Source organism: Micromonospora sp. NPDC000121 (assembly GCF_042899165.1).
Classification (GTDB): Bacteria; Actinomycetota; Actinomycetes; order Mycobacteriales; family Micromonosporaceae; genus Micromonospora.
The window spans coordinates 252464-276189 of record NZ_JBIAZP010000005.1 but is presented as its reverse complement, the minus strand read 5'-3'; the positions used below and the strand labels follow the sequence as shown (position 1 = coordinate 276189).

Here is a 23726-nt window from a genome sequence, read left to right as displayed (position 1 = left end):
GCGGCCGGGCGGCCCCGTGACCCGGAACCGCCCGCCCCGCCCCTTCCCACCCCCGAAGGATCGCGCTGATGACCGTGGCATACCTGGTGGCCGGTGTCCGCACCCCGATCGGCCGGTACGGCGGCGCCCTCGCCGGCGTCCGCCCCGACGACCTGGCCGCGCACGTGATCCGCGAGCTGGTCGCCCGGCACCCGTCCGTGGACTGGGCGCGGGTGGACGACGTGATCCTGGGCTGCGCCAACCAGGCCGGCGAGGACAACCGCAACGTGGCCCGGATGGCGGCGCTGCTCGGCGGGCTGCCCGAGGAGGTGCCGGGCAGCACGGTCAACCGGCTCTGCGGTTCCGGCCTCGACGCCCTCGCCACCGCGGCCCGGTCGATCGTGGCCGGCGAGGCCGATTTCGTCGTGGCCGGCGGGGTGGAGAGCATGAGCCGCGCCCCGTTCGTGATGCCGAAGGCGACGACCGCGTACTCCCGCACCGCCGAGGTCTACGACACCACCATCGGCTGGCGGCTGGTCAACCCGCTGATGAAGAAGCACTGGGGTATCGACTCCATGCCGGAGACGGCGGAGAACGTCGCCGCCGAGTACGGCGTCGGCCGGGCCGAGCAGGACGAGTTCGCGTACCGGTCGCAGCAGCGGGCCGCGAAGGCGCAGGCCGACGGCCGGTTCGCCGAGGAGATCGTGCCGGTGACCGTGCCGGCGGGGCGGCGCGAGACGAAGCTCGTCGAGGTCGACGAGCACCCCCGGGAGACGTCGCTGGAGAAGCTCGCCGCGCTGCCCACCCCGTTCCGCGAGGGCGGCACGGTGACCGCCGGCAACTCCTCCGGCGTCAACGACGGCGCGGTGGCGCTGCTGGTCGCCTCCGAGGCGGCCGTGACCCGGTACGGCCTGACCCCGCTGGCCCGGATCGCGGGGGCCGCCGCGGCCGGCGTGCCGCCCCGGATCATGGGCGTCGGGCCGGTGCCGGCAACCCGGAAGCTGCTCGACCGGCTCGGCGTCGGCCTCGACGCGGTCGACGTGATCGAGCTGAACGAGGCGTTCGCCGCGCAGTCCGTCGCGGTGCTGCGCGAGCTGGGACTGCCCACCGACGCCGAGCACGTCAACCCGAACGGCGGGGCGATCGCGCTCGGGCACCCGCTCGGCGCGAGCGGCGCCCGGCTGGCCCTGACCGCCGCGTTGGAGCTGCGCCGCCGGGGCGGGCGGCGGGCGCTCGCCACCATGTGCGTCGGCGTGGGGCAGGGCATCTCGCTGCTGCTGGAGTCCGCCGGCTGATCCGGGGCCGCTCGGGGCGGGCCGGCCCGTTTCCGGGCCCGCCGCCCTGTCGTTCCGGGGGGAGGCACGGGCGGGCCCGGTCCGCGTCCGGTGTCCGGTCGGTGACGGACACCGGACGGGCCGGCGAAGTGGGTCATGGGACCTCGCCGTGCCGTGAGTGGGCGGCCTAGAGTGGTCAGCACCACACGATCCGCGGGTCGGCCGGTGTGCCTCCGCGTGCCCCGCACGCGCCCCGACACCGGTTCCCTCCCGCACCGCGGCGACGACATGGGGTGCAGCAGTGCAGATGCCGGACGGACTTCCCGCCGAGATCGACCTCTCCAGGCCGAGCGCGGCCCGGGTCTACGACTACTTCCTCGGCGGGGCGCACAACTTCGAGATCGACCGGCAGCTCGCCGAGCAGATCGCCAGCATGACCCCCAACCTGGCGGCCACCATGCGCGCCGGCCGCGAGTTCCTGCGCCGGGCCGTGCGCACGCTGCTGGACGCCGGGATCGACCAGTTCCTCGACATCGGCTCCGGCATCCCGACCGTCGGCAACGTGCACGAGGTCGCCCAGACGGCCAACCCGAAGGCCCGGGTGGTCTACGTCGACATCGACCCGGTCGCGGTGGCGCACAGCCGGGAGCTGCTCGCCGGCAACGAGCTGACCGGGGTGATCCACGCCGACCTGCGCGAGCCGGAGCGGATCCTGGTCGCGGCCCGCGAGCTGGCGCTGCTCGACTTCAGCCGGCCGCTGGGCATCCTGCTCGCCGGGGTGGTGCACTTCATCCCCGACGCCGACCGCCCCGGCGACGTCCTGGCCACCCTGCGGGCCGCCGCGGCCCCGGGCAGCTTCCTGGTGATCTCGCACTCCACCTTCGAGGACCAGCCGCAGGAGATGCTCGACGCGCAGCGCCTCTCGGCGCGTACCGACACCGAGATCACGCTGCGCTCGCGGGCCGAGATCACCAGCTTCTTCGGGGACTGGACGATCCTGGAGCCGGGCGTGGTGCACATGCCGCTCTGGCGTCCGGACTCCCCGTCCGACGTGGACGACCAGCCGGAGCGGTTCGGCGCCTTCGGCGGCGTCGCCCGGTACGACCGGCCCACCGCCTGAGCCCATGGCCGCCGTACCGGAGCCCGGCGGCGACGACCTCAGCCGGTCGGGCGCCCTGCGGTACGCGACCGAGTGGTCCCGGGCGGTGCGCCGGCTCGGTTTCGTGCCGCTCAGCGCGGCCGAGACCGAGCGGCTGCTGCACCTGCACACCGTCCGGCTGGCGCAGGCCGTGGTCGCCGAGCCCTTCTCGCCTCTGCCGGCCGAGGAGGTCGGGCGCGCGCTGATCGAGGAGCACCTGACCGAGCCGCGGGTGCTCGACTGGTCGGTGCGGGCCCTCGGCGAGCGCTTCCTGCCCGAGGTGCTGCCGGCCCGGGCGCACCACGACGTGACGGTGGAGCGGGTCGCGGCCCTGCAGGGCGGGCTGGCCGCCGGGTTCGCCCGCGCCCTGCGCGACCGCACCTTCGCCCAGCAGGAGCGGATCGCCCGCTCGGCGTGGCAGGCGCGGGACGAGGTGGAGCAGGCCCTGCGCGACAGCGAGGCGCGGTTCCGGGCGGTCTTCGTCGGGGCGGCCACGGGTATCGGCATCGCCGGCGTCGACGGTCGGATCATCGACGTCAACCAGGCGTTCGCGGACATGCTCGGCTACTCCATCGAGGAGTTGCGGCAGATCAACGTGGCGTCGCTGTTCCACCCCGACGACGCGGCCGGGATGTGGGAGCTCTACCAGGAGCTGATCGAGGGCAAGCACGACAGCGCCCGGGTGGAGAAGCGCTACTACCGCAAGGACGGCAGCGTGGTCTGGACCGACCTCTCCGTCTCGCTGATCCGGCACGACGACGGCCGGCCCCGGTTCACCGTCGCGATGATCGAGGACATCACCGAGCGGTACGAGCTCCAGCAGCGGCTGCGCTTCCAGGCGCTGCACGACCCGCTCACCGGCCTGCCCAACCGGACGTTGTTCTTCGAGACGCTGGGCCGGGTCTTCGAGCTGTCCGACGCGGACCACCGCGTCGGGGTCTGCTTCCTCGACCTGGACGGCTTCAAGGCGGTCAACGACAGCCTCGGCCACGACCTCGGTGACCGGCTGCTCGTGGTGATCGCTCAGCGGCTCGCCGAGTGCGTCGCCGGGCGCGGCCACCTGGTCGCCCGGATGGGCGGGGACGAGTTCGTCATCCTGGTCGACGACGGCTCCGGCATCGACGACGCGGTGGCCGTCGCCGAGGCGGCCCTGGCCGCCGTGTCCGCCCCGGTCCGGATCGGCGAGCACCAGCTCGCCGTCTCGGCGAGCGTCGGCATCGTCGAGTGTCCCGTCGGCGGGACGAGCGCGTCGGAGCTGATGAAGGCCGCCGACACCACGCTCTACTGGGCGAAGGCGGAGGGCCGCGGCCGGTGGGCGGTCTACGACCCGGAGCGCGGCGCCCGGGACATCGCCCGCTCCGCGCTGGCCGCCGGGCTGCCGGCGGCGCTGGAGCGGGACGAGTTCGTGCTGCACTACCAGCCGATCGTGTCCCTGCTGGAGGGCTCGATGCTGGCCGTGGAGGCGCTGGTCCGCTGGCAGCACCCGGAGCTGGGGCTCATCGGGCCGGACCGGTTCATCGGCCTGGCCGAGGAGACCGGCCTGATCGTCCGGCTCGGCGAGTGGGTGCTGCGGCAGGCATGCCGGGACGCGGAGGAGTGGCGGCGCGAGTTCCCCGCGGCCCGGCTGGTGGTCAGCGTCAACCTGGCCGCCCGGCAGGCCGACGACCCGCGGATCGTGGAGACCGTCGCCGACGCGCTGGCCTCCACCGGGCTCCCGGCGGGGCTGCTGCAACTGGAGCTGACCGAGAGCGCCGTGATGGGCACCGCGGGGGAGCCGCTGCGGTCGCTGCACCGGCTGGCCGCGCTGGGCGTACGGCTGGCGATCGACGACTTCGGCACCGGCTACTCCAACCTGGCGTACCTGCGGCGGCTGCCGATCCACTGCCTCAAACTGGCCGGGCCGTTCGTCGAGGGGATCCGGGGCGACGGCCCGGAGGAGACCGCCGACCACCGGGACGAACGGATCGTGGACGCGCTGGTGCGGCTGGCGCACGCGTTGGAGCTGTGGGTCACCGCGGAGGCGGTCGAGACCGGGGTGCAGGCCGAGCGGCTGCGGGCGCTGCGCTGCGACACCGGGCAGGGGCGGTACTTCGGCCCGCCGGCGCCGGCGCCGGAGATCACCGCCCGGCTGCGCGACGGCGGGCACGGAGCCGCGGCATGAGCCTCACCGACACCGAGACGGCCGTCGCCGTCCTCGCCGCGCTGGCCATCCTCGCCGGGCTGGCCGGCGTGGTGGTGCCCGGCCTGCCGGCGCTGCCGCTGTGCTGGGGCGGGGTGCTGGTCTGGGCGCTCTTCGGCGGCGCCGGGCCGGGGCGCTGGGCGGTGCTCGCCGCCGCCACCGTGGTGGTCGTCGGCGGCACCGTCGTGAAGTACGCCTGGCCGGGGCGGAACCTGAGACGCACCGGGGTGCCCACCTCGTCGCTGCTCGCCGGCGGCGTGCTGGGACTGGTCGGCTTCTTCGTCGTGCCGGTGGTCGGGCTGGTGCTCGGCTTCGTCGGCGGGGTGTGGGCGGCGGAGCGGCTGCGGCTGGGCGATTCCCGGTTGGCCTGGCCGGCGACGAGGCAGGCTGTGGCGGCGGCCGGCCTGTCCATGCTGGTCGAGTTCCTCGCCGGCCTGCTCGTGGCGGCGCTCTGGGTCGGCGGCCTGCTGCTGGCCTGACGTGGCGGTGGGGGCGGCGGCGCGGGGCGGGCGTCGGGTACGGCGCAGCGCCGTACGGGTGAGAGAGAGGTGACGTGCCCCGCGCCGCCGCGGTGCCGGGGCGGTCCGAGCGCCCGGCGGTGGCCCGTCGCGATCGGGCCTGGTCACGGGCTCAAGCATGCGGCGCGCGCGGCCGGACGGCAACGCAATTTGCCCGCTCCCGGGGCCGGTCGGCGCACCCGGCGGAGGCGGGGCGACGAGCGGCCGGGTGAGTCCGGCGCGCCGGCCCCGGGCGGTTGCCGGGATCCGGGGCTGGGCATTGACGGTGGTCGGGTTAGCCAGTAGACCTTGGTGATGGAGGCCCGCCGATGAGGAAAGCTCCGCTCACGCTGGAACAACTGCGGGTCGCCGTCGCCGAGGGCGAGATCGACACCGTGGTGCTGGCCCTGGTCGACATGCAGGGCCGGTTGCAGGGCAAGCGGTTCCACGCGCCCTACTTCCTCGACCACGTCGTCGGGCACGGCAGCGAGGGCTGCGACTACCTGCTCGCCGTGGACGTCGACATGAACACCGTCGACGGGTACGCGATGTCGAGCTGGGAACGCGGCTACGGCGACTTCGCCTTGGTGCCGGACCTCGACACGCTGCGTCGGGTGCCCTGGCAGCCGGGCAGCGCGCTGCTCCTGGCGGACCTGGCCTGGCTGGACGGGTCGGGGCCGGTCGTTGCCTCGCCCCGGCAGATCCTGCGCCGGCAGCTGGACCGGCTGGCGGGGCACGGGCTGACCGCGTACGCCGGCACGGAGCTGGAGTTCGTGCTGTTCCGCGACTCGTACGAGGACGCCTGGCGGCGCGGCTACCGGGAGCTGACCCCCGCCAACCTGTACAACGTGGACTACTCCCTGCTCGGCACCGCCCGGGTGGAGCCGCTGCTGCGCCGCATCCGCCGGGAGATGGCGGGGGCGGGGCTGACCCCCGAGAGCGCGAAGGGGGAGTGCAACCTCGGCCAGCACGAGATCGCCTTCCGCTACGACGAGGCGGTGGCCTGCGCCGACCACCACGTCATCTACAAGAACGGGGCGAAGGAGATCGCCGCCCAGGAGGGCATGTCGATCACCTTCATGGCCAAGCCGAACGAGCGGGAGGGCAGCTCCTGCCACATCCACTTCTCCCTGCGCGACGCGGACGGCCGGTCGGCGCTGCTCGGCGACGGGCCGGCGCACCTGTCGGCGACCGGGCGGCGGGTGCTGGCCGGGCTGCTCGCCACCATGCGTGACTTCAGCCTCCTGTTCGCCCCGAACGTCAACTCCTACAAGCGCTACCAGCCCGGGTCGTTCGCCCCGACCGCACTGCGGTGGGGCACGGACAACCGCACCTGCGCCCTGCGGCTGGTCGGGCACGGGCAGGGCATGCGGGTGGAGAACCGGGTCCCGGGGGCGGACGTGAACCCGTACCTGGCCATCGCCGCGCTGGTCGCCGGCGCCGTGCACGGCATCGAGCGCGAGCTGGAGCTGGGCGACGAGTGCACCGGCAACGCGTACGACGACGCGGCCGCCGAGCGGGTCCCCGGCACGCTGCGCGACGCCCTCGCCCTGTGGGAGTCCTCCACGGTGGCGGGGGAGGCCTTCGGCGACGAGGTGGTGGCGCACTACGCCAACCAGGCGCGGGTCGAGCTGGCAGCCTTCGACGCCGCCGTGACCGACTGGGAGCTCTTCCGTGGCTTCGAACGCCTCTGACCCGGGTGCCTGGTCGACGGGAAGGGAGTGGGGTCCGTGACCGAGGTGGTGAACCCGGCGACGGGCGAGACGGTGGCCGTCGTGCCGTCGGCGTCGGTCGACGAGGTCGACACGGCGATCGGGCGGGCGGACGCGGCGTACCCGCGGTGGCGGGCGCTGGCGCCGGGGGACCGGGCGCGGCTGCTGCGCCGGTTCGCGGCGCTGGTGGACACGCACCTGGAGGAGTTGGCGCAGCTGGAGGTGCGCAACTCGGGGCACACCGTCGGCAACGCGCGGTGGGAGGCGGGCAACGTCCGGGACGTGCTCGACTACTACGCGGGCGCGCCGGAGCGGCTGACCGGGCGGCAGATCCCGGTGCCGGGCGGGCTGGACGTGACGTTCCACGAACCGCTCGGTGTGGTCGGGGTGATCGTGCCGTGGAACTTCCCGATGCCGATCGCCGCCTGGGGTTTCGCGCCGGCCCTCGCCGCCGGCAACACCGTGGTGCTCAAGCCCGCCGAGTTGACCCCGCTGACCGCGCTGCGCCTGGCCGAGCTGGCCCGCGAGGCGGGGCTGCCCGAGGACGTGTTCACGGTGCTGCCGGGAGCCGGGCCCGTGGTGGGGGAGCGCTTCGTCACCCACCCCGCCGTCCGCAAGGTCTGCTTCACCGGCTCCACCGAGGTCGGCACGCGGATCATGGCCGGCTGCGCCGCGCAGGTGAAGCGGGTGACCCTGGAGCTGGGCGGCAAGAGCGCCAACCTGGTCTTCGCCGACGCCGACCTGGAGAAGGCGGCGGCGACCGCGCCGTACGCCGTCTTCGACAACGCCGGCCAGGACTGCTGCGCCCGGTCCCGGATCCTGGTTCAGCGGTCGGCGTACGACCGCTTCCTGGAGCTGTTCGAACCGGCGGTGCGCGCGCTGCGGGTGGAGGACCCGGCCCGGGAGACCGCCGAGATGGGCCCGCTGATCTCCGCCGCCCAGCGGGACCGGGTGGCCGGGTACGTCGACGGGGCGAGGGTCGCCTTCACCGGCTCGCGCCCCGACGGCCCGGGCTTCTGGTACGCCCCGACGGTGCTGCTCGCCGACTCCACGGCGGACCGGCACTGGCGGGAGGAGGTCTTCGGCCCGGTCGTCTCGGTGCTCCCGTTCAACGACGAGGCCGACGCGGTGCGGCTCGCCAACGACACCGACTACGGCCTCTCCGGCTCCGTCTGGACCCGGGACGTGGGCCGCGCCGTCCGGGTGGCGCGGGCCGTGGAGGCGGGCAACCTCAGCGTCAACTCGCACTCCTCGGTGCGGTACTGGACCCCCTTCGGCGGGATGAAGCGCTCCGGGCTGGGCCGCGAGCTGGGCCCGGACGCGCTGCACGCCTTCACCGACGTCAAGAACGTGTTCATCGCAACGGAGGAGTGAGGCGCGTGCAGGGTCGTCTTCAGGACCGGGTGGCCGTGGTCACCGGAGCGGGCAGCGGGATCGGGCTGGCCACGGTGCGGCGGTTCGCCGCCGAGGGGGCGCGGGTGATCTGTGTGGACATCGACCCGGAGGCCGGCAAGCGGGCCGCCGACGCCGTCGGCGGCGAGTTCGTCGCGGCGGACGTCGCCGACGAGGCGGCCGTGCGGGACCTCTTCGACGGGGTGGCCGAGCGGCACGGGCGGATCGACATCGCGTTCAACAACGCCGGCATCTCCCCGCCGGAGGACGACTCCATCCTGGAGACCGGGCTGGACGCCTGGGAGCGCGTGCTGCGCGTCAACACCACGAGCGTCTACCTCTGCTGCAAGCACGTCATCCCGCACATGCGCCGGCAGGGCAAGGGCTCGATCGTCAACACCGCCTCGTTCGTGGCGCTGATGGGCGCGGCCACCTCGCAGATCGCGTACACGGCGAGCAAGGGCGGGGTGCTGGCGATGACCCGGGAGCTGGGCGTGCAGTTCGCCCGGGAGGGCATCCGCGTCAACGCGCTCTGCCCCGGCCCGGTCGCCACCCCGCTGCTGCTGGAACTCTTCGCCGCCGACCCGGAGCGGGCGGCCCGCCGGCTGGTGCACGTGCCGATGGGGCGGTTCGGCAGGCCGGAGGAGATCGCCGCCGCGGTGGCGTTCCTCGCGAGCGACGACGCCTCCTTCATGACCGCCGCGCAGTTCGTGGTCGACGGCGGCATCACCGGCGCGTACGTCACCCCGCTGTGAGCCCGCTCCCTCCGGCGGGGAGGGAGCGTGGGCGAGGAGTCGCCGACATCACACTCGGCGGGGCGGTGTGAGCCGGACCGGTATCGGGTAGTCCCATGAACGGGACCGAGGCGGTGGCGGTTCGGGATTCCGGGCGAACGGCCGGTCCGCCCGGGGCCCGCCGCGACAGCGCTGTCGGGTGGTTGACGGCCGGCCGAGGTGGACGTAACCAGCGCTCAAGGCGTGGCATGCGTTACGTTGCTGGTCCGTCAGGGTACTGAGCGGGGCACGGCCGGATGGATCATCGGGCCGACGCGGGAAGGCCGGAGCGGGAGGCTGCATGAGCTCGGCCCAGGGGGGCGTGGACGAGGCACACCCGTCCGACCGCGTCCGGGAAGCGGAGTTTCCCCCGCTGCTCGCCGCGGCCTTCACCGCCGGCGGTGAGATGGGCGAGCGGATGCGCGCGTTCGACTGGTCCACCACCCCGCTGGGCACCCCGGACCGCTGGCCCACGGCGCTCTGCGCGGCGGTCGGCATGATGCTCGCCTCCAGCGCCCAGATCGTCATGTTCTGGGGCGAGGACGAGCTCGCCTTCTACAACGACGCCTACCGGCCGACGATCGGCGGCAAGCACCCGGACGTGCTGGGCCGGCCGGCCCGCCAGCACTGGGCGGAGACCTGGGAGGTGCTCGGGCCGCTGCTGGAGGGCGTCCGGCGCGACCGCCGGTCGTACCGGGCCGAGGACCATCCGTTCCCGCTCGACCGGCACGGCTTCCTCGAGGAGACGTACTTCGACGTCTCGTACGACCCGATCCTGGGCGCCGACGGCACCGTCGACGGCATCTTCTGCATCGTCAACGAGACCACCGGCCGGGTGCTCGGCGAGCGGCGGCTGCGGCTGCTGGCGGAGCTGGGCAGCGAGCTGGCCGAGGTGGGCAGCACGGCGGCGCTGGGCCGGGCCGCCGCCGCGGTGTTCGACCGGCACCGGTCCGACGTGCCGTTCGCCCTGGTGCACCTGCCCGACGACACCGGCCGCCTCGCGTTGGCGGGGCGCAGCGGCGTCGACGCCGCAGCGGTCACCACGCCGTCCCCGGCGTCGCTCGCCGAGGTCGCCGCCGGCGGCGTCGCCGCCACCGTCGCCGTGACGGACCTGCTCGCCCGGGTCCCGGCCGACGCGACCGAGCGGGCGCTGGTGCTGCCGGTCACCGCGGCGAACGAGACCGTCGGGACGCTGGTCGTCGGCCTCGCCCGCCGGCTGCCGCTGACCGACGAGTACCGCGACTTCTTCGACCTGGTCGCCGCGCAGGTCTCCCGGGCCGTCGCCAAGCAGCAGGCGTACGAGCAGCAACGCGCCCGGGCCGCCGAGCTGGCCGCCCTCGACCGGGCCAAGACGAGCTTCTTCGCCAACATCAGCCACGAGTTCCGCACCCCGTTGACCCTGGTGCTCGGCCCGCTGGAGGACCTGCTCGCCGACCCGGCGCTGCCCGAGGCGTACACGGACCGCCTCACCACCATGCACCGCAACGCGCTGCGACTGCTCAAGCTGGTCAACACGGTGCTCGACTTCTCCCGGCTGGAGTCCGGCCGGCTGGCCGCCCACTACCAGCCGACCGACCTGGCGGACTACACCTCCCGGCTGGCCAGCACGTTCCGCTCGGCGACCCAGCGGGCCGGGCTACGCCTGGTGGTGGACTGCCCGCCGCTGCCGGCGCCGGTCTTCGTGGACCGGGACATGTGGGAGAAGATCGTCCTCAACCTGGTGTCGAACGCGGTGAAGTTCACCTTCGACGGGGAGATCCGGGTGCGGGTCCGCGCCGTCGACGGCACCGCCCGGCTGGAGGTCGCCGACACCGGCGTCGGCATCGTCGCCGAGGAGCTGCCGCAGGTCTTCGAGCGCTTCCACCGGGTGCCGGGGGCGCGCTCGCGCACCCACGAGGGCACCGGGATCGGCCTGGCGCTGGTCCGCGAGCTGGTGGAGATGCACGGCGGCGAGGTGGCCGTCAGCAGCCGCGTCGACGAGGGCAGCACGTTCACGGTGACCGTCCCGTTCGGCACCGGGCACCTGCCGCCCGAACGGGTCGCCGACGCCGGCTCCCCGGCGGCGGTCGAGCCGGCGCGGGTCGACCTGTACGTGGCGGAGACCGCCCTCTGGGCCGACGCCGCGGGAGCGGGGGCGACCCGGGCGGCCGGGTCGGGCGCCGCCGGGCGGATCCTGGTCGCCGACGACAACGCCGACCTGCGCGAACACGTCATCCGGTTGCTCTCCCCGTCGTGGGAGGTGGTCGCGGTCACCGACGGCGTGGAGGCGCTGCGGCTGGCCGTCGACGGCGCGTTCGACCTGGTGCTGACCGACGTGATGATGCCCCGACTGGACGGTTTCGGGCTGGTCGCCGCGCTGCGCGCGGACGCGCGTACCCGGCACGTGCCGATCGTGCTGCTCTCCGCCCGCGCCGGATCCGCCGAGGCGGTCGCCGGGCTCTCGGCCGGCGCCGACGACTACCTCACCAAGCCCTTCTCCGGCCAGGAGCTGATCGCCCGGGTCCGGGCCAACGTCGAGCTGGGCCAGCTCCGCGGCCAGATCATCCGCCGGCTGCGGGCGCTGGCCGACGCCGCGGTGGCGGTCAACACCGCCCGCTCCACGGCCGACGTGCTCCAGGTCGCCGCGCGGCACGCGCTCAGCCTCGCCGAGGCCGCCCGGGTGGTGGTCTCGGCGACCGGGATGCGCTTCGAGGCCGACGGCGGCGGGCCGGCCTCCGCCGAGCCGTCCTTCGTGCTGCCGCTGACCGGCACCGTCGGCGAGCAGCTCGGCGAGCTGCGGGTCTGGCGGCCGGACGGCGACGGCGTCCACACCGACGAGGCCGCGCTCACCCAGCTCGCCCGGCTGGTCGGCGTGCGGCTGGAGAACGCCCAGCTCTACGAGGCCGAGCACCGCATCGCCACCACGCTCCAGCACAGCCTGCTGCCCCGGTCGCTGCCGCAGCTTCCGGGCGCCGTCGTCGCCAGCCGCTACCTGCCCGGCAGCGCGGACGTGGAGGTCGGCGGGGACTGGTACGACGTCATCGCCCTGTGCGACGACGAGCTGGTGCTGGCCATCGGCGACGTGGTGGGCAAGGGCGTCCGCGCGGCCGCGGCGATGGGGCAGCTCCGCAACGCGCTGCGGGCGTACGTGCTGGAGGGGTTCGACCCGGGGGAGTCGCTGACCCGGCTCAACCGGCTGGTCGGGACGACGGAGGGGCGCTCCTTCGCCACCGTGGTCTGCCTCTGGTTCAGCCCGCGCACCGGCCGGCTGCGGTACGCCAGCGCCGGCCACCCCTCGCCGCTGCTGATCCGGGGAGACGACGTGGCGTTCCTGCACGACCGGGCGCTCGGGCCGCCCGTCGGGGCGATCCCGGACACGTCCTACCGGACGGTCGAGGGGGAGCTGACCGCGGGCAGCCGGCTGCTGCTCTACACCGACGGGCTGATCGAGGACCGGCAGCTCGACATCGACGACGCGCTGGCCCGTCTCCGGCAGGACGCGGCGACGCCGGGCGAGCACGTCGCGGACGTGATCGACGCGGTGGTGCGGCGGATCGCCGGGCGGCCCCTGCGCGACGACGTCGCGGTGCTGGCCCTGGAGGCGGCGGAACTCAACCGGTTCGCGCTGCGGCTGCCGGCCGACCCCACCCGGCTCAGCGTGCTGCGCAAGCGGCTGGAGGACTTCCTCGTCGCCCACCGCGTCAACGAGACGGACCTGTTCGACCTGACCGTCGCCATCTCCGAGGCGGCCGCCAACGCCATCGAGCACCCCGTGGACCCCGCGGAGTCGACGATCCGCGTCGAGGTGGTCATCGAGGACCGCACGGTGGTGGCCACCGTGCGGGACAGCGGGCGGTGGCGGGAGTCGACCGGGTCGGGCTTCCGCGGGCGGGGGCTGGCCCTCATCGAGGCGCTGGGGGAGCTGTCGGTCGCGCGTACCCCCGAGGGGACGGAAGTGACGCTGCGCCGGCGGCTGGAGGACTGAGCGCGCGCCGGGCGGTGGCCGGTGCGGCGTGGGCTCAGGGCGGCCCGGCGGCGGCCGGCGCGGCGCGGGGCGCTCAGGCCGGGCGGAGCCAGGTCTGGTCGCCCAGGCCGGAGATGTCCAGCACGCGGCGGACCTGCCGGGACGGCAGGACGGCGAAGGCGTCGGGGAACTGCTGGGCGAGGCGGACCACGGCGTGGATCGCCGCCGAGTCGAAGAAGGTGACCGACCGCAGGTCGAGCGTCACCCGCTCGGCCGGCTCCCGCAGCACGGTCTGGACCATCGTGTCGGCGGTGGCCATGTCGACCTCGCCGGTCACCACGACGCGGACGTGACCACCGTCGGCCTCCGCGCTGGCGGAGAATACGGGAGGCGCGCCGTCCCCTTGATCCACGCAGCCACAATGGCACAGCCGTCCGGGCCCGGCAACAACCGGGCCGGGCGGGCGGTGGCGGGGGACGACCGCCCGCCCGGGGATAGGCTTGGGCCCATGACCGTCCGTGCGCCGCTGACCCCAGGCACGCTCTCCCCGTTGCGGCCCGTGCCCGCTCACATCGTCCGCCCGGAGTACGTGGGCAAGAAGCGTCCCCAGGAGTGGCGCGGCTCGCACGTGCAGACTCCGGAGACCATCGAGAAGATGCGGATCGCGGGTCGGCTCGCCGCCCAGGCCACCCAACTCGCCGGTGAGCACTGCAAGCCCGGGGTGACCACCGACGAGATCGACCGGGTCGTGCACGAGTTCCTCTGCGACCACGGCGCCTACCCGTCGACGCTGGGCTACAAGGGCTTTCCCAAGTCCTGCTGCACCAGCCTCAACGAGGTGATCTGCCACGGCATCCCCGACTCCACCGTGCTCGCCGACGGCGACATCATCAACGTCGACGTCACGGCGTACATCAACGGGGTGCACGGCGACACCGACGCCACCTTCTGCGTCGGCGAGGTCAGCGAGGAGGTCCGACTGCTGGTCGAGCGGACCCACGAGGCAATGATGCGTGGCATCCGCGCGGTCGCCCCGGGCCGCCAGATCAACGTCGTCGGCCGGGTCATCGAGTCGTACGCGAAGCGCTTCGGCTACGGCGTGGTCCGCGACTTCACCGGCCACGGCATCGGCGAGTCCTTCCACAGCGGGCTCTACGTGCCGCACTACGACAGCCCCCGCCCCACCGACGTGATGGAGCCGGGGATGACGTTCACGATCGAGCCGATGATCACCCTCGGCACCCACCAGTACGACATGTGGGACGACGGCTGGACGGTGGTCACCAAGGACCGCAAGTGGACCGCGCAGTTCGAGCACACCATCGTGGTGACCGAGGACGGCCACGAGATCCTCACACTGCCGTGACCGAGACCCCGGCGGCGCTCCGCGAGGCGCACCACGCGGACGTGTCCGGCGGCTGGTTGCGGCCCGCCGTCTTCGGCGCGATGGACGGTCTCGTCACCAACATCGCCCTGATCGCGGGCGTCGGCGGCGGTGGGGTGTCGCCCCGCAGCATCGTGCTCACCGGCACCGCCGGCCTGGTGGCCGGCGCCATCTCGATGGGCCTGGGGGAGTACACGAGCGTCCGCTCGGCCAACGAGCAGGTCGCGGCCGAGGTGGCCAAGGAACGCCGCGAGCTGGAGCGGCACCCCGAGGCGGAGGCGCGCGAGCTGGCCGAGGCGTGGGTCGCCCGGGGCCTGCCGCACGACCTCGCCATGCAGGTCGCCCAGGCCGTGCGGCGCAACCCGGAGGAGGCCCTGCGGGTGCACGTCCGGGAGGAGCTCGGCGTCGACCCCGACGACCAGCCCAGCCCGTGGGCGGCGGCGTTCTCGTCGTTCCTGTTCTTCTCGATCGGCGCCCTGGTGCCGCTGCTGACCTACCTGTTCGGCTCGACCAGCCTCTGGCTGGCGCTGGCCGTCGGCGGGCTCGGGCTCTTCGCGGCCGGGGCGGTGGTCGCGCGGTTCACGGCCCGGGCCTGGTGGTCCGGCGGCCTGCGCCAGCTCCTGCTGGGCGCCGCGGCGGCCGGCGCCACCTACCTCGTCGGCGCCCTCATCGGCGTCCAGGGCGCGCTCGGCTGACGTCGCCGCGCCCCGGAGGGCCGAGGTCGCCGCAGCCCCGCGCCTTTGCCGGGCCGAGGTCGCCCGCAGTGCCGCGCCCCTGAGGCGGGGCGGGTCAGCCGTCGAGAAGGTCGTCGACCGTGCCGTCGACGGGGCGGCCCCGGGCCGCCAGCTCCGTCGCCTGGCGGTCCAGGACGACGCCCACCTCGGTCATGTCCGCGCCGGCCAGGCCGGTGCGCCGCACCGCGTCCCCCGGGTCACGGAAGTAGGTGCGGCTGAGCAGGCCGGTCACGGTGGCCGCCGCCAGCCGCGCCTCGCCCAGCATCAGCAGGGCCTGGTCGGTCTCGTACCACTCGGCCAGCCGGGCTGCCCGGGCGTGCGCCGCGCTGCCCCTGTACCACGCCTGCCGGGCCGCCGTGCTGAACTCGGCCGGCCGGGCGCGGGCCAGCCGGCCCAGGTGCTCGTCGCGGAGCGTGCGCAGCCACCCGGTCGGGTCGTGCAACGCGCGGGTGCTGACGTACCGGTCGGCGGTCAGCGGCCAGAGCGGGGAGATCAGCCGGGCCTGGCGGAGGTAGTCGTCCGCGCCGGCCACGGTCAGGTCGACCAGCACGCCGTCGACCCGCCGGGTCGCCGGGGGCGGACCGCCGCCGGGCCGGTAGGTCACCACCAGCAGCCCGACCTCGCCGTCCCCACCGCCGTCGTCGTCGCCGTGCGCCAGCGGGCCGTGCACGGCCACGGCGAGCACGTCGGCCGGGAAACGCCGGCGGGCGGCGTCGGCGACCCGCTCGGCCACCGCCCACCGTGGATCGTCCAGGTGCAGGTCGCCGCCGGAGGCCACGCCGTCCACGTCCACGCCGACCACCTCACGCCCTCGCCGACCGGGCCGCCCGCCACGAGCCGGCCCGCGGTGTCGCGGCGGCGCCGGTCACCGCACCAGCCTAGTCGCGCCCGCCCGGCTCGCCCGGCCCGCCGCGCCCGGTGGGGACCAGCCGGAACAGGAGGATCTCCCGGCCGCCGGCCCGCCGCACGTACGTGCGGTAGGCCGGCCACTCCTCGACCAGCAGCCGCCACAACCGCTCCCGTTCGGCGCCCGTGGCGGCCTCGGCGCGCACCGGGACCCGGCGGCCCTTCACGTCCACCTCGGCGGCCGGGTCGGCGAGCAGGTTCAGCGCCCAGCCCGGCTGGTGGGTCTGGCCGAAGTTCGTGCCGACCACCACGTACGCGCCGCCGTCGGGCACGTACAGCAGGGGGTTGCTGCGCGGCCGGCCGGAGCGACGGCCGGTGGTGGTGATGACCAGCGACGGGACGAGCCCCAGCGCGACCACCCGACCCCGGGTGAGCCGCCCGACCACCCGGTCGGCGGGGACGAGCAGGCGAACGGCGGCGCCGAACCAGCGGTGGTGGCCGACGCGGCGGGTGAGGGCTCCCAGGACGGGCACGGGACCAGTGTGCCCGTCCCCGGCCGGTCAGTCGAGGCGTCGCTCGACCGGCAGCCGGGACCGGGTGAACAGTCCCGCGCCGAGCATGGCGACCAGCGGCACCACCACCAGGACGCCGAGGGTGCTCCACGGAACCACCACCGGGTACGGGTCCTGGACCGGCCACGAGCCGGCGTACCGGCGGTTCAGGGCGGTCAGGATGATCACGGCCGAGCCGAGGCCGGCGACGATGCCGAGCGCCGAACCCAGCACGGCGATCACCCCCGCCTGGCACAGCGACAGCAGCCGGCGCAGGCCGGGGCTGGCACCCACCGCGGCCAGCGTGGACAGGTCGGCGCGCCCCTCGGCCGCCGCCAGCCCGGTGGCGATGCCAGCGGCGCCCACGGTGATCACCCCGGCCGCGGCCGCCAGCAGGAGCAGTGCCGGCCGCCCGTCGTCCGACCGGTCGCCCTGCTCGATCTCCACATGGGCGCCGAGCGGGCGCAGCGCGGCGGCGAACCGGTTCTGCCGCCCCTGGTCGGGCGCCGCGTCGGCCGCGACGGCCCAGCCGAGCGGGCGGGTGGCCAGCCCGAGCCGGTCGGCCGCCCGCCGCGAGAGCAGCAGCCGCTCCGTCGGCACCCCGGTGCGCAGCGCGTACGCGGCGACGGCGGCGGGCGTCGAGGTCACCGGCCGGCCCGCTTCCGTCCCGTTCACGGCCACCTCGATCCGCCCGTCCACCACGTAGCGCGGATCGGTCACCACCGCGCCACCGGCGCGCAGCACGGCGGTCGCGGCGGCGACGTCGGCCGGGTCGGCGCCGGTGAGCAGTGGCAGGGCCGGGCCGTCGTCCACCAGCACCTGGAAGTACGCGCCGTAGAGGTTCTCCGGCCGGCCCCGGCAGCGGTCGTCCGCGCGGGCCCGCCGCCGCTCGGCCTCGCTCAGGCCGTCGCCGAGCGGCCAGGGACACGCCCGGTGCGGCGGCAGCACCGGGCCCACCGAGCAGGGCTCCGACTCCGTCGTGCACCGCACCCCCGCCAGCGGCGCCACCGTGGTGGCGCCCAGCTGGTCGCGGGCCGCCTCGGTGACCCGGGCCAGGGCGGGCGCGGTATCCAGGTCCGGCCGGTGCACCAGCACGGTGCCGGCGGGCAGGGTCGGCTCATACGTCGACACGCTCCGGGCGTGGTCGCTGGCCAGGTACACCCCGACGGCGACGCTGCCGGCGACCGCGGCCATCACCGCCGAGATCGCCGGGGCGGCCGAGGAGCGGTTGCGGCTGGCGTCGCGCAGCGCGATCCGAGGCGCCAGCGGAAGCGACCGTCCGAGCCGGGCGAGCAGGCCGACCAGCGTCGGGGTGGCGAAGACCAGCCCCAGCTCGCCGAGGACCAGGCCGGCGAGGATGACCGGTGGCGAGGTCCGGGCGGCCCCGAACGCGGCCACCGCCGCCCCGCCGGCCGCCATGCACACGCCGGCCGTGAGCCAGCGCCGCCGCTGCGTGGGCGGGGTACGCCGGCCGGCGAGCCCGGCCACCACGTCCTGTCGGGCCGCCGCCCAGGCCGGGGCCAGCGCGGCCAGCACGCCGGCCAGCACCGCGACGGCCGCGATCGCGACCAGGGCCTCCGGCCAGCAGCGGTATCCGCCGAAGCGCACGCCGTAGAGGTGCTGCTCCACCAGCGGCCGGGCGGCGAACGCGGCGGCGACGCCGAGCGCGAGCCCGGTGGCCGCCCCGAGGGCGCCCAGCACCACGCCGTCGGCCAGCACGATCCGGCGCAGGTGGGCGTCGTCCCCGCCCGCCACCGCGACCAACGCGAGGTCCCGGCGCCGCCGCCGTACGCCGACCGCGAAGGCCGGGCCGACGAGCAGCACCACCTCCAGCAGCCCCAGCCCGCCGACGAGCACCGAGACGCTCATCCCCTCGACGTCGACCGGGCCGAACGCGTCGGGCCCGACGACGTCCACCTCCGAGGGTGGGGCGGGGGCGCGGGCGTGGACCAGGACGCCGTGGTCGTTGAGCCGGCGGAACAGGGCCTCGTCCACCGTCCCGGGCAGGTCCACCAGCCAGGTCGGGTGCGGCTCGGCGCCCGCCGGGACCGCGGTCGCCGGGTGCAGTGTGACGACCGGCCCCAGGTCGTCGGGGTACTCGACCACCCCGACCACCCGCCAGGAGCGGGAGCCGTCCCCGGACGTGAGGGTGCCGCCGGGACGGACGTCCAGTCGGCGCAGCGCGGCGGGGCTCACCGCGATCTCGTCCGGCCCGGCCGGCGCCCGGCCGGAGTGGAACCGGGCCAGCCCCCGGCCGAGCGGGTCCGCGAGGTCCACGGCGCGGCCGGGGACGTCCCGCTCGACCCGGTCGCCGACCCGGGCGTCGAAGCTGACCCAGCGGCGCAGCGGGACGACCCGGCTTCCGGCCGGCAGCAGGGCGGCGACCTGCTCTGCGGTGACCTGCCCAGCCTCCACCGTCGGTTCGCCGGACATCCAGCCCTCGCCCCAGGCGTCCTGGGCGATCGGCCCGCGCGCCACCCAGAGCAGCTCCGCGTCGGCGACGCCGAGCCGTCGCTCGGTCCGCTCGGCCCGGGTCAGCTTCGACATGTCCCAGCTCACCGCGGTGAAGGTGAGCGCCAGCACCGGCAGCGTGATCATCGCGAGCACCAGCGCCGTACGCCCCCGCGCCCGTCGGGCCTCCCGGCGGGCGATCCGCAGCGCCGCCCACCAGGAGCCGACGGCGCCGGCGAGCCGGCCGCCCCGGCCCGCCGTCACCGACCGCTGCCGGTCAACAGCTGCTCCACGCTGCCGAGCGGGGCCGTCGAGTCGACCAGCACCCCGTCGCGGAGGAAGACCACCCGGTCGGCCCAGGCGGCGTGCCGCGCCTCGTGGGTGACCAGGACCGCGGCGGCCCCCGCGTCGACCCGCCGGCGTAGGAGGTGCAGCACCGCCTCGCCGGTCTGCGAGTCCAGCGCGCCGGTGGGCTCGTCGGCGAGCACCAGCCGGCGCTCGCCGACCAGCGCGCGGGCGATCGCCACCCGCTGCTGCTGGCCGCCGGAGAGCTGGTCGGGGAAGCGGTCGCCCAGCTCCGGCAGGCCCACCTCGGCCAGCGCGTCCAGCGCCAGCCGGCGCGCCCGCCGCACGCCGGTCCCGTCGAGTTCCAGGGGGAGCGCGACGTTCTCCACGGCGGTGAGGCTGCCGAGCAGGTTCAGGTCCTGGAAGACGTAGCCGATCCGGCGGCGACGCACCTGGGCGAGGCGGCGCCGGTCCAGGGCGCCCAGCGGCTGGCCCTCGACGAGCACCTCGCCGGCGGTCGGGCCGTCCAGCCCGCCGGCGAGGGCCAGCAGGGTGGACTTGCCGGAGCCGGAGGGGCCCATCACGGCGACGAGTTCCCCCGGGTGGACGGCGAGGCTCACCCCGCGCAGCGCGTGCACGGCCGCCGGGCCGGTGCCGTGGGTGCGGTGCACGTCGCGCACGTCGAGCACGGCGGTGCTCGGGCTCCCGCCCGCCGGCCCGCTCCCCGCGCTCACCGTCGCGCCTCCTCGTCCGCCCGGTCCACCGCCTCGGCGGGCGTCGTCGGCGCGTGGCCGGGCCCCGTCGGACGGTAGCGCACCAGGCTGGTCTCGCAGTGGTCCAGCCAGCGCACCTCGGCCTCGGCCTGGAAGACCATGGCGTCCAGCACCAGCCGCCACGGCAGGTCCTCGGGGCGGTCGCTGGCGTACTTCAACCGGGTCAACTCCTGCAGCGTCCGCATGGTCGCGCTGCGCTGGGTCTGCACCACCGACCGCACGTCGACGCCGGGCGTGGTCAGCGCGAGGGCCAGCTTGATCGCCAGCTCGTCGCGGGGGCGGTCGGTGCGGCTGATCGGGGTGGCGAACCACAGCGCCAGGTCCGTCCGCCCGGCGTCGGTGATCTCGTACGGGCGCTGCCCGGCCTCGCTCTCGGGGAGAGAGCGGACCAGCCCGTCCCGCTCCAGGCGGGACAGGGTGGTGTAGACCTGCCCGATGTTCAGCGGCCAGGTCGAGCCGGTCGACTCCTCGAACGCGGCGCGGAGCTGGTAGCCGTACATCTGGCCGCGTTCGAGCAGGGCGAGCAGCCCGTGACGGATGGACATGGCTCCGGAGTATGCATACCTGGTATGCGACCCGCAACCGGAGCCTCACCGCCCGGCAGCGGCGGTCAGGCGGGCCGGCCGGGGAACGGCACGGTCAGCGGGGTGATTCCGGCCGTCCGGCGCCAGCGGGTCGCCCGCACGGCGTACTCGACCACGGCGGCCAGGGCCCTGTCCCGGTCGGCGCCGGTGGTGGCGGGGACCGCCGCCCGCCAGAACGCCGCCGTACGCTCCTCCACCTCCACGGCCAGCCGCAGCGCGCTTGCCCGGTCGGTCACCGGGAACGGCAGGGCGTAGCCCGCCCGGTCGGGCGGGACGGCGCCGCCGCCCGCGCTCAACTGCACCACCAGGTCGTCGCGGCGGCGCCGGTGCGCCGCCTCCGCCTCCCGGGCCGCGGTGCGGGCCGCGCCGGTCAGGCGTACCCCGATGGGGCCGTACGCCCAGATCGCCGCGTACTCGGCGGTGAGCGCCGCGCCGAGCGCCCCGGCCGGCCCGGACGGTGTCGGTGCGGTCACCTCAGCGCCTCCACGTGCGTGGCCCGGGCGGCGACGATCGAGGCGAGCAGCGCGGCCCGCTCCGCCGGCGCCGCCGCGCAGGCACTGGTCGCCGTCTTCTGGCCGGCCCGCTCGGCCTCGCGCAGCGCGGCCCGCGCCGCAGCGGGGTCGCCCGCCGGGGCGGGGGTGGTTGCGGCGGGCGCCGAGGGCAGCGGCACGCCGATCACCCGGGCCAGCTCGGCCGCGTGCGCGCCGTGGGCCTCGGCGATCGGGGTGAGCAGACCGGCCAGGGTGGGGTGCGCCGCGGCGGCGTCGCGGTGCCCGGCGGCGAGCCGGAGCGTCTCGTCGAGCAGCGGCGTGAGCGGGTCGGGACCGGGCCCGGGATCGTCGCCGCGGTCGAGAAGATCACAGGCGGTCAGTGGCGCCGCCGCGCCGCCGAGCGCCAGGAGTGCCCCGGCGCGCAGCACCGTTCGCCGGGAATGCCCGGTTGCTCTGCCGCGTTGCGTCGTTCTGCCCGTCGCCACCGGACAAGTCAACACCATCACCGGCCGTACGTGGGCCACCGGCGTCGGTGCGCCGCCCGGTCCGGTGCCCGGCAGGCGCGTTACGCTCTGCGCAGCCACCGGTGCGTCAGCCCCGGTGGCGTGCCGGCATGGCGACCGAACCGGGCGCCGTCGATCAGGAGAAGGGTGCGGAGATGACGCAGCGTGGCCGTGCCACGAGGTCGACGGGTCCGGCGGGTAGACCCCGACGTGCCGACGCCCCCCGGGGCGGGGAACGCGCCGGCGGCCCGCGCGGCGACCTCGCCGCCCGGCGGGCCCGGCTGCGTGAGGTCATCGAGCCGGTGGTCGCCGGCGCCGGCTACGACCTGGAGGAGCTCAGCGTCTCGCGGGCCGGCCGCCGGCACGTGGTGCGGGTGATCGTGGACGCCGACGGCGGGATCAACCTGGACGCCGTCGCCGAGGTCTCCCGGGCCGTCTCCGCGGCCCTCGACGCGGCCGAGGAGTCCGGGGGCGACATCGTCGCCGGGGAATACCAGCTGGAGGTCAGCTCCCCGGGCGTGGACCGGCCGCTGACCCTGCCTCGGCACTGGCGGCGCAACGTCGGGCGGCTGGTCAAGGTGACCGCCCGCGGCGCGGGCGCGCCGCCCGGGCAGCCCGCGGGCGACCGGCAGGTCACCGGCCGGGTGGTCGAGGCCGACGACGAACGCGTGGTGCTGGAGACCGACACCGGTCGCGCCGCGTGGGCCTACACCGAGCTCGGCCCCGGCCGGGTGCAGGTCGAGTTCCACCGCCTCGACGAGATCGAGGAGACGGACGAACTCGACGACATGGACGACACCGACGACTTCGACGACGAAGATGATGTGGAGGACGAGGAGAGGTGAACATCGACCTCGCGGCGCTGCGCGCACTCGAGCGCGAGCGGGAGATCCCGTTCGACACGATCCTCGCGGCGATCGAGACCGCGCTGCTGACCGCGTACCGGCACACCGAGGGGGCGGAACCGCACGCCCGGGTGGAGATCGACCGCAAGTCCGGCGCGGCCCTGGTCTACGCGCAGGAGCTGGACGACGACGGCACGGTGGTGCGGGAGTGGGACGACACCCCGCACGACTTCGGCCGGATCGCCGCCATGACCGCCAAGCAGGTGATCCTCCAGCGGCTGCGGGAGGCCACCGACGAGGTGCACTTCGGCGAGTACGTGGGCCGCGACGGCGACCTGGTCACCGGCGTGGTGCAGGCGCACGAGGCGCGGGCGGAGAAGGGCATCGTCACCGTCGACCTGGGCAAGCTGGAGGGCGTCCTGCCGCAGTCGGAGCAGGTGCCCGGCGAGCGGTACGTCCACGGCGAGCGGATCCGCTGCGTGGTGGTGCACGTGGCCAAGGGAATGCGTGGTCCGCAGATCACGTTGTCACGTTCGCACCCGGCGCTGGTCAAGAAGCTCTTCGCGCTCGAGGTGCCGGAGATCGCCGACGGCACGGTCGAGATCGGCGCGATCGCACGTGAGGCGGGTCACCGTACGAAGATCGCGGTCCGCTCCACCGCCCAGGGCGTGAACGCCAAGGGCGCCTGCATCGGCCCGATGGGTCAGCGGGTCCGCGCGGTGATGAGCGAGCTGCACGGTGAGAAGATCGACATCATCGACTGGTCGGACGACCCGGCGACCTTCGTCGGCAACGCGTTGTCGCCGGCCAAGGCGCTGCGGGTCGAGGTGGTCGACCTGGCCACCCGGACGGCCCGGGTGACGGTCCCGGACTTCCAGCTCTCCCTCGCCATCGGCAGGGAGGGGCAGAATGCCCGGCTTGCTGCCCGGCTGACCGGTTGGCGGATCGACATCCGGTCCGACGCGGAGCAGGCCGGGGCGACCGGCCGGAGCGGAGCTGATCACGTCCCGGAGCCGGGCGGCGCGATCTCGGGCGCCTAGGGGTAGACTTTCTCCAGTGGTACGACGCGCGCTGCCGGAGCGCACCTGTGTGGGTTGCCGGCGTCGTGCGCCGGCCAGCGAATTGCTGCGGATCGTCGCGGTCGGCGACGAGGCTGGTCACAGCCTTCGGCCCGATCCGGCCCGCAGGCTGCCGGGTCGGGGAGCGAACATGCACCCGGATCCGGCCTGCTTCGCGCAAGCGGTGCGGCGGCGCGCCTTCGGGCGGGCGCTGCGCATCACCGGGGTCCTCGACCACGGTGAGCTGGCGGAGCACGTCGATGCGCCAACCACTACGTCCGGTCAGCCCGACCGGGCGAGGGTCGCTAGCAAGGTAGGACGACCGACATGAGCA

At 75.3% G+C, this 23726-nt stretch carries 21 protein-coding genes; 13 read left to right on the top strand and 8 right to left on the bottom strand.

What is annotated here, in order from left to right; genetic code table 11:
• The first annotated feature begins 68 nt into the window (after positions 1-68).
• From pcaF to ACFY23_RS17210, 8 genes are all read left to right on the top strand, one after another.
• The gene (pcaF, locus tag ACFY23_RS17245; RefSeq protein WP_350819118.1) at positions 69-1274 is read left to right on the top strand and encodes a 3-oxoadipyl-CoA thiolase; all 1206 of its coding nucleotides are present in this window, start codon (positions 69-71) and stop codon (positions 1272-1274) included.
• Between the two features lie 280 nt (positions 1275-1554).
• On the top strand, positions 1555-2373 hold the full coding sequence (locus ACFY23_RS17240) for an SAM-dependent methyltransferase (RefSeq protein WP_350684191.1): 819 nt from the start codon (positions 1555-1557) through the stop codon (positions 2371-2373).
• 4 nt (positions 2374-2377) lie between these two features.
• Positions 2378-4552: an EAL domain-containing protein gene (locus ACFY23_RS17235; protein WP_350684190.1), complete on the top strand. Its 2175-nt coding sequence runs from the start codon at positions 2378-2380 to the stop codon at positions 4550-4552.
• Complete coding sequence (locus ACFY23_RS17230) at positions 4549-5049, top strand: DUF456 domain-containing protein (RefSeq protein WP_350684189.1); 501 nt, start codon at positions 4549-4551, stop codon at positions 5047-5049. Before ACFY23_RS17235 ends, ACFY23_RS17230 begins: the two co-directional genes overlap by 4 nt.
• Before the next feature lie 347 nt (positions 5050-5396).
• Positions 5397-6761: a glutamine synthetase family protein gene (locus ACFY23_RS17225; RefSeq protein ID WP_350684188.1), complete on the top strand. Its 1365-nt coding sequence runs from the start codon at positions 5397-5399 to the stop codon at positions 6759-6761.
• A 36-nt stretch (positions 6762-6797) separates the two neighbouring features.
• A complete protein-coding gene (locus ACFY23_RS17220) occupies positions 6798-8153 on the top strand; it encodes an aldehyde dehydrogenase family protein (RefSeq protein WP_350684187.1) in 1356 nt (451 codons plus the stop codon).
• Positions 8154-8158: 5 nt separating this feature from the next.
• Positions 8159-8926 carry a 3-oxoacyl-ACP reductase gene (locus ACFY23_RS17215; protein ID WP_350684186.1) on the top strand — a complete coding sequence of 256 codons (768 nt, stop codon included), beginning with the start codon at positions 8159-8161 and terminating at the stop codon, positions 8924-8926.
• Positions 8927-9245: 319 nt separating this feature from the next.
• Positions 9246-12908 carry a SpoIIE family protein phosphatase gene (locus ACFY23_RS17210; RefSeq protein WP_350684185.1) on the top strand — a complete coding sequence of 1221 codons (3663 nt, stop codon included), beginning with the start codon at positions 9246-9248 and terminating at the stop codon, positions 12906-12908.
• A gap of 73 nt (positions 12909-12981) precedes the next feature.
• Here the strand turns inward: ACFY23_RS17210 and ACFY23_RS17205 are convergent, their stop codons facing one another.
• Positions 12982-13299 carry an STAS domain-containing protein gene (locus ACFY23_RS17205; protein WP_350684184.1) on the bottom strand — a complete coding sequence of 106 codons (318 nt, stop codon included), beginning with the start codon at positions 13297-13299 and terminating at the stop codon, positions 12982-12984.
• A 96-nt stretch (positions 13300-13395) separates the two neighbouring features.
• Between ACFY23_RS17205 and map the strand changes: the two genes are divergently transcribed.
• Together map and ACFY23_RS17195 are read left to right on the top strand one after the other, a co-directional pair.
• The gene (gene map, locus ACFY23_RS17200; protein ID WP_350684183.1) at positions 13396-14253 is read left to right on the top strand and encodes a type I methionyl aminopeptidase; all 858 of its coding nucleotides are present in this window, start codon (positions 13396-13398) and stop codon (positions 14251-14253) included.
• Positions 14250-14966 (top strand): VIT1/CCC1 transporter family protein, encoded by a 717-nt coding sequence (locus ACFY23_RS17195; protein ID WP_350819116.1) that lies wholly within the window; start codon positions 14250-14252, stop codon positions 14964-14966. The genes map and ACFY23_RS17195 overlap by 4 nt, the downstream gene beginning before the upstream one ends.
• Before the next feature lie 94 nt (positions 14967-15060).
• Here the strand turns inward: ACFY23_RS17195 and ACFY23_RS17190 are convergent, their stop codons facing one another.
• The 7 genes from ACFY23_RS17190 to ACFY23_RS17160 form a co-directional block, all read right to left on the bottom strand.
• Positions 15061-15798 carry a nucleotidyltransferase domain-containing protein gene (locus tag ACFY23_RS17190; protein WP_350687330.1) on the bottom strand — a complete coding sequence of 246 codons (738 nt, stop codon included), beginning with the start codon at positions 15796-15798 and terminating at the stop codon, positions 15061-15063.
• Between the two features lie 85 nt (positions 15799-15883).
• Positions 15884-16384: a nitroreductase/quinone reductase family protein gene (locus tag ACFY23_RS17185; protein ID WP_350687328.1), complete on the bottom strand. Its 501-nt coding sequence runs from the start codon at positions 16382-16384 to the stop codon at positions 15884-15886.
• Positions 16385-16411: 27 nt separating this feature from the next.
• Positions 16412-19117, bottom strand: coding sequence for an FtsX-like permease family protein (locus ACFY23_RS17180; RefSeq protein WP_350819115.1), 2706 nt, complete (start codon positions 19115-19117; stop codon positions 16412-16414).
• The gene (locus tag ACFY23_RS17175) at positions 19114-19872 is read right to left on the bottom strand and encodes an ABC transporter ATP-binding protein (protein WP_350680561.1); all 759 of its coding nucleotides are present in this window, start codon (positions 19870-19872) and stop codon (positions 19114-19116) included. Before ACFY23_RS17175 ends, ACFY23_RS17180 begins: the two co-directional genes overlap by 4 nt.
• Complete coding sequence (locus ACFY23_RS17170; protein ID WP_350680563.1) at positions 19869-20456, bottom strand: PadR family transcriptional regulator; 588 nt, start codon at positions 20454-20456, stop codon at positions 19869-19871. The genes ACFY23_RS17175 and ACFY23_RS17170 overlap by 4 nt, the downstream gene beginning before the upstream one ends.
• A 65-nt stretch (positions 20457-20521) precedes the next feature.
• Positions 20522-20968 (bottom strand): ferritin-like domain-containing protein, encoded by a 447-nt coding sequence (locus tag ACFY23_RS17165; RefSeq protein ID WP_350680565.1) that lies wholly within the window; start codon positions 20966-20968, stop codon positions 20522-20524.
• Entirely contained in the window at positions 20965-21414 is a 450-nt protein-coding gene (locus tag ACFY23_RS17160) for a hypothetical protein (RefSeq protein WP_350680630.1), read from the bottom strand. Before ACFY23_RS17160 ends, ACFY23_RS17165 begins: the two co-directional genes overlap by 4 nt.
• A gap of 230 nt (positions 21415-21644) precedes the next feature.
• Here ACFY23_RS17160 and rimP point away from each other — a divergent pair, with 230 nt between their 5' ends.
• Genes rimP through ACFY23_RS17145 form a run of 3 tightly spaced genes read left to right on the top strand, consistent with a single transcriptional unit; the run spans position 21645 to position 23723 of the window.
• Positions 21645-22334 (top strand): ribosome maturation factor RimP, encoded by a 690-nt coding sequence (gene rimP, locus ACFY23_RS17155; protein ID WP_350680632.1) that lies wholly within the window; start codon positions 21645-21647, stop codon positions 22332-22334.
• Positions 22331-23374, top strand: coding sequence for a transcription termination factor NusA (nusA, locus tag ACFY23_RS17150; protein WP_350680567.1), 1044 nt, complete (start codon positions 22331-22333; stop codon positions 23372-23374). The genes rimP and nusA overlap by 4 nt, the downstream gene beginning before the upstream one ends.
• 16 nt (positions 23375-23390) lie before the next feature.
• Positions 23391-23723, top strand: a complete 333-nt coding sequence (locus ACFY23_RS17145) for a YlxR family protein (protein WP_350680569.1) — start codon at positions 23391-23393, stop codon at positions 23721-23723.
• Positions 23724-23726 lie beyond the last annotated feature (3 nt).

Excerpts from the sequence above, each read along its gene's own strand:
- ACFY23_RS17170 (WP_350680563.1), bottom strand. The coding sequence starts at position 20,456 with ATGTCCATCCGTCACGGGCTGCTCGCCCTGCTCGAACGCGGCCAGATG.
- pcaF (WP_350819118.1), top strand. The coding sequence starts at position 69 with ATGACCGTGGCATACCTGGTGGCCGGTGTCCGCACCCCGATCGGCCGG.
- map (WP_350684183.1), top strand. The coding sequence starts at position 13,396 with ATGACCGTCCGTGCGCCGCTGACCCCAGGCACGCTCTCCCCGTTGCGG.
- rimP (WP_350680632.1), top strand. The coding sequence starts at position 21,645 with ATGACGCAGCGTGGCCGTGCCACGAGGTCGACGGGTCCGGCGGGTAGA.
- ACFY23_RS17235 (WP_350684190.1), top strand. The coding sequence starts at position 2,378 with ATGGCCGCCGTACCGGAGCCCGGCGGCGACGACCTCAGCCGGTCGGGC.
- ACFY23_RS17210 (WP_350684185.1), top strand. The coding sequence starts at position 9,246 with ATGAGCTCGGCCCAGGGGGGCGTGGACGAGGCACACCCGTCCGACCGC.
- ACFY23_RS17230 (WP_350684189.1), top strand. The coding sequence starts at position 4,549 with ATGAGCCTCACCGACACCGAGACGGCCGTCGCCGTCCTCGCCGCGCTG.
- ACFY23_RS17225 (WP_350684188.1), top strand. The coding sequence starts at position 5,397 with ATGAGGAAAGCTCCGCTCACGCTGGAACAACTGCGGGTCGCCGTCGCC.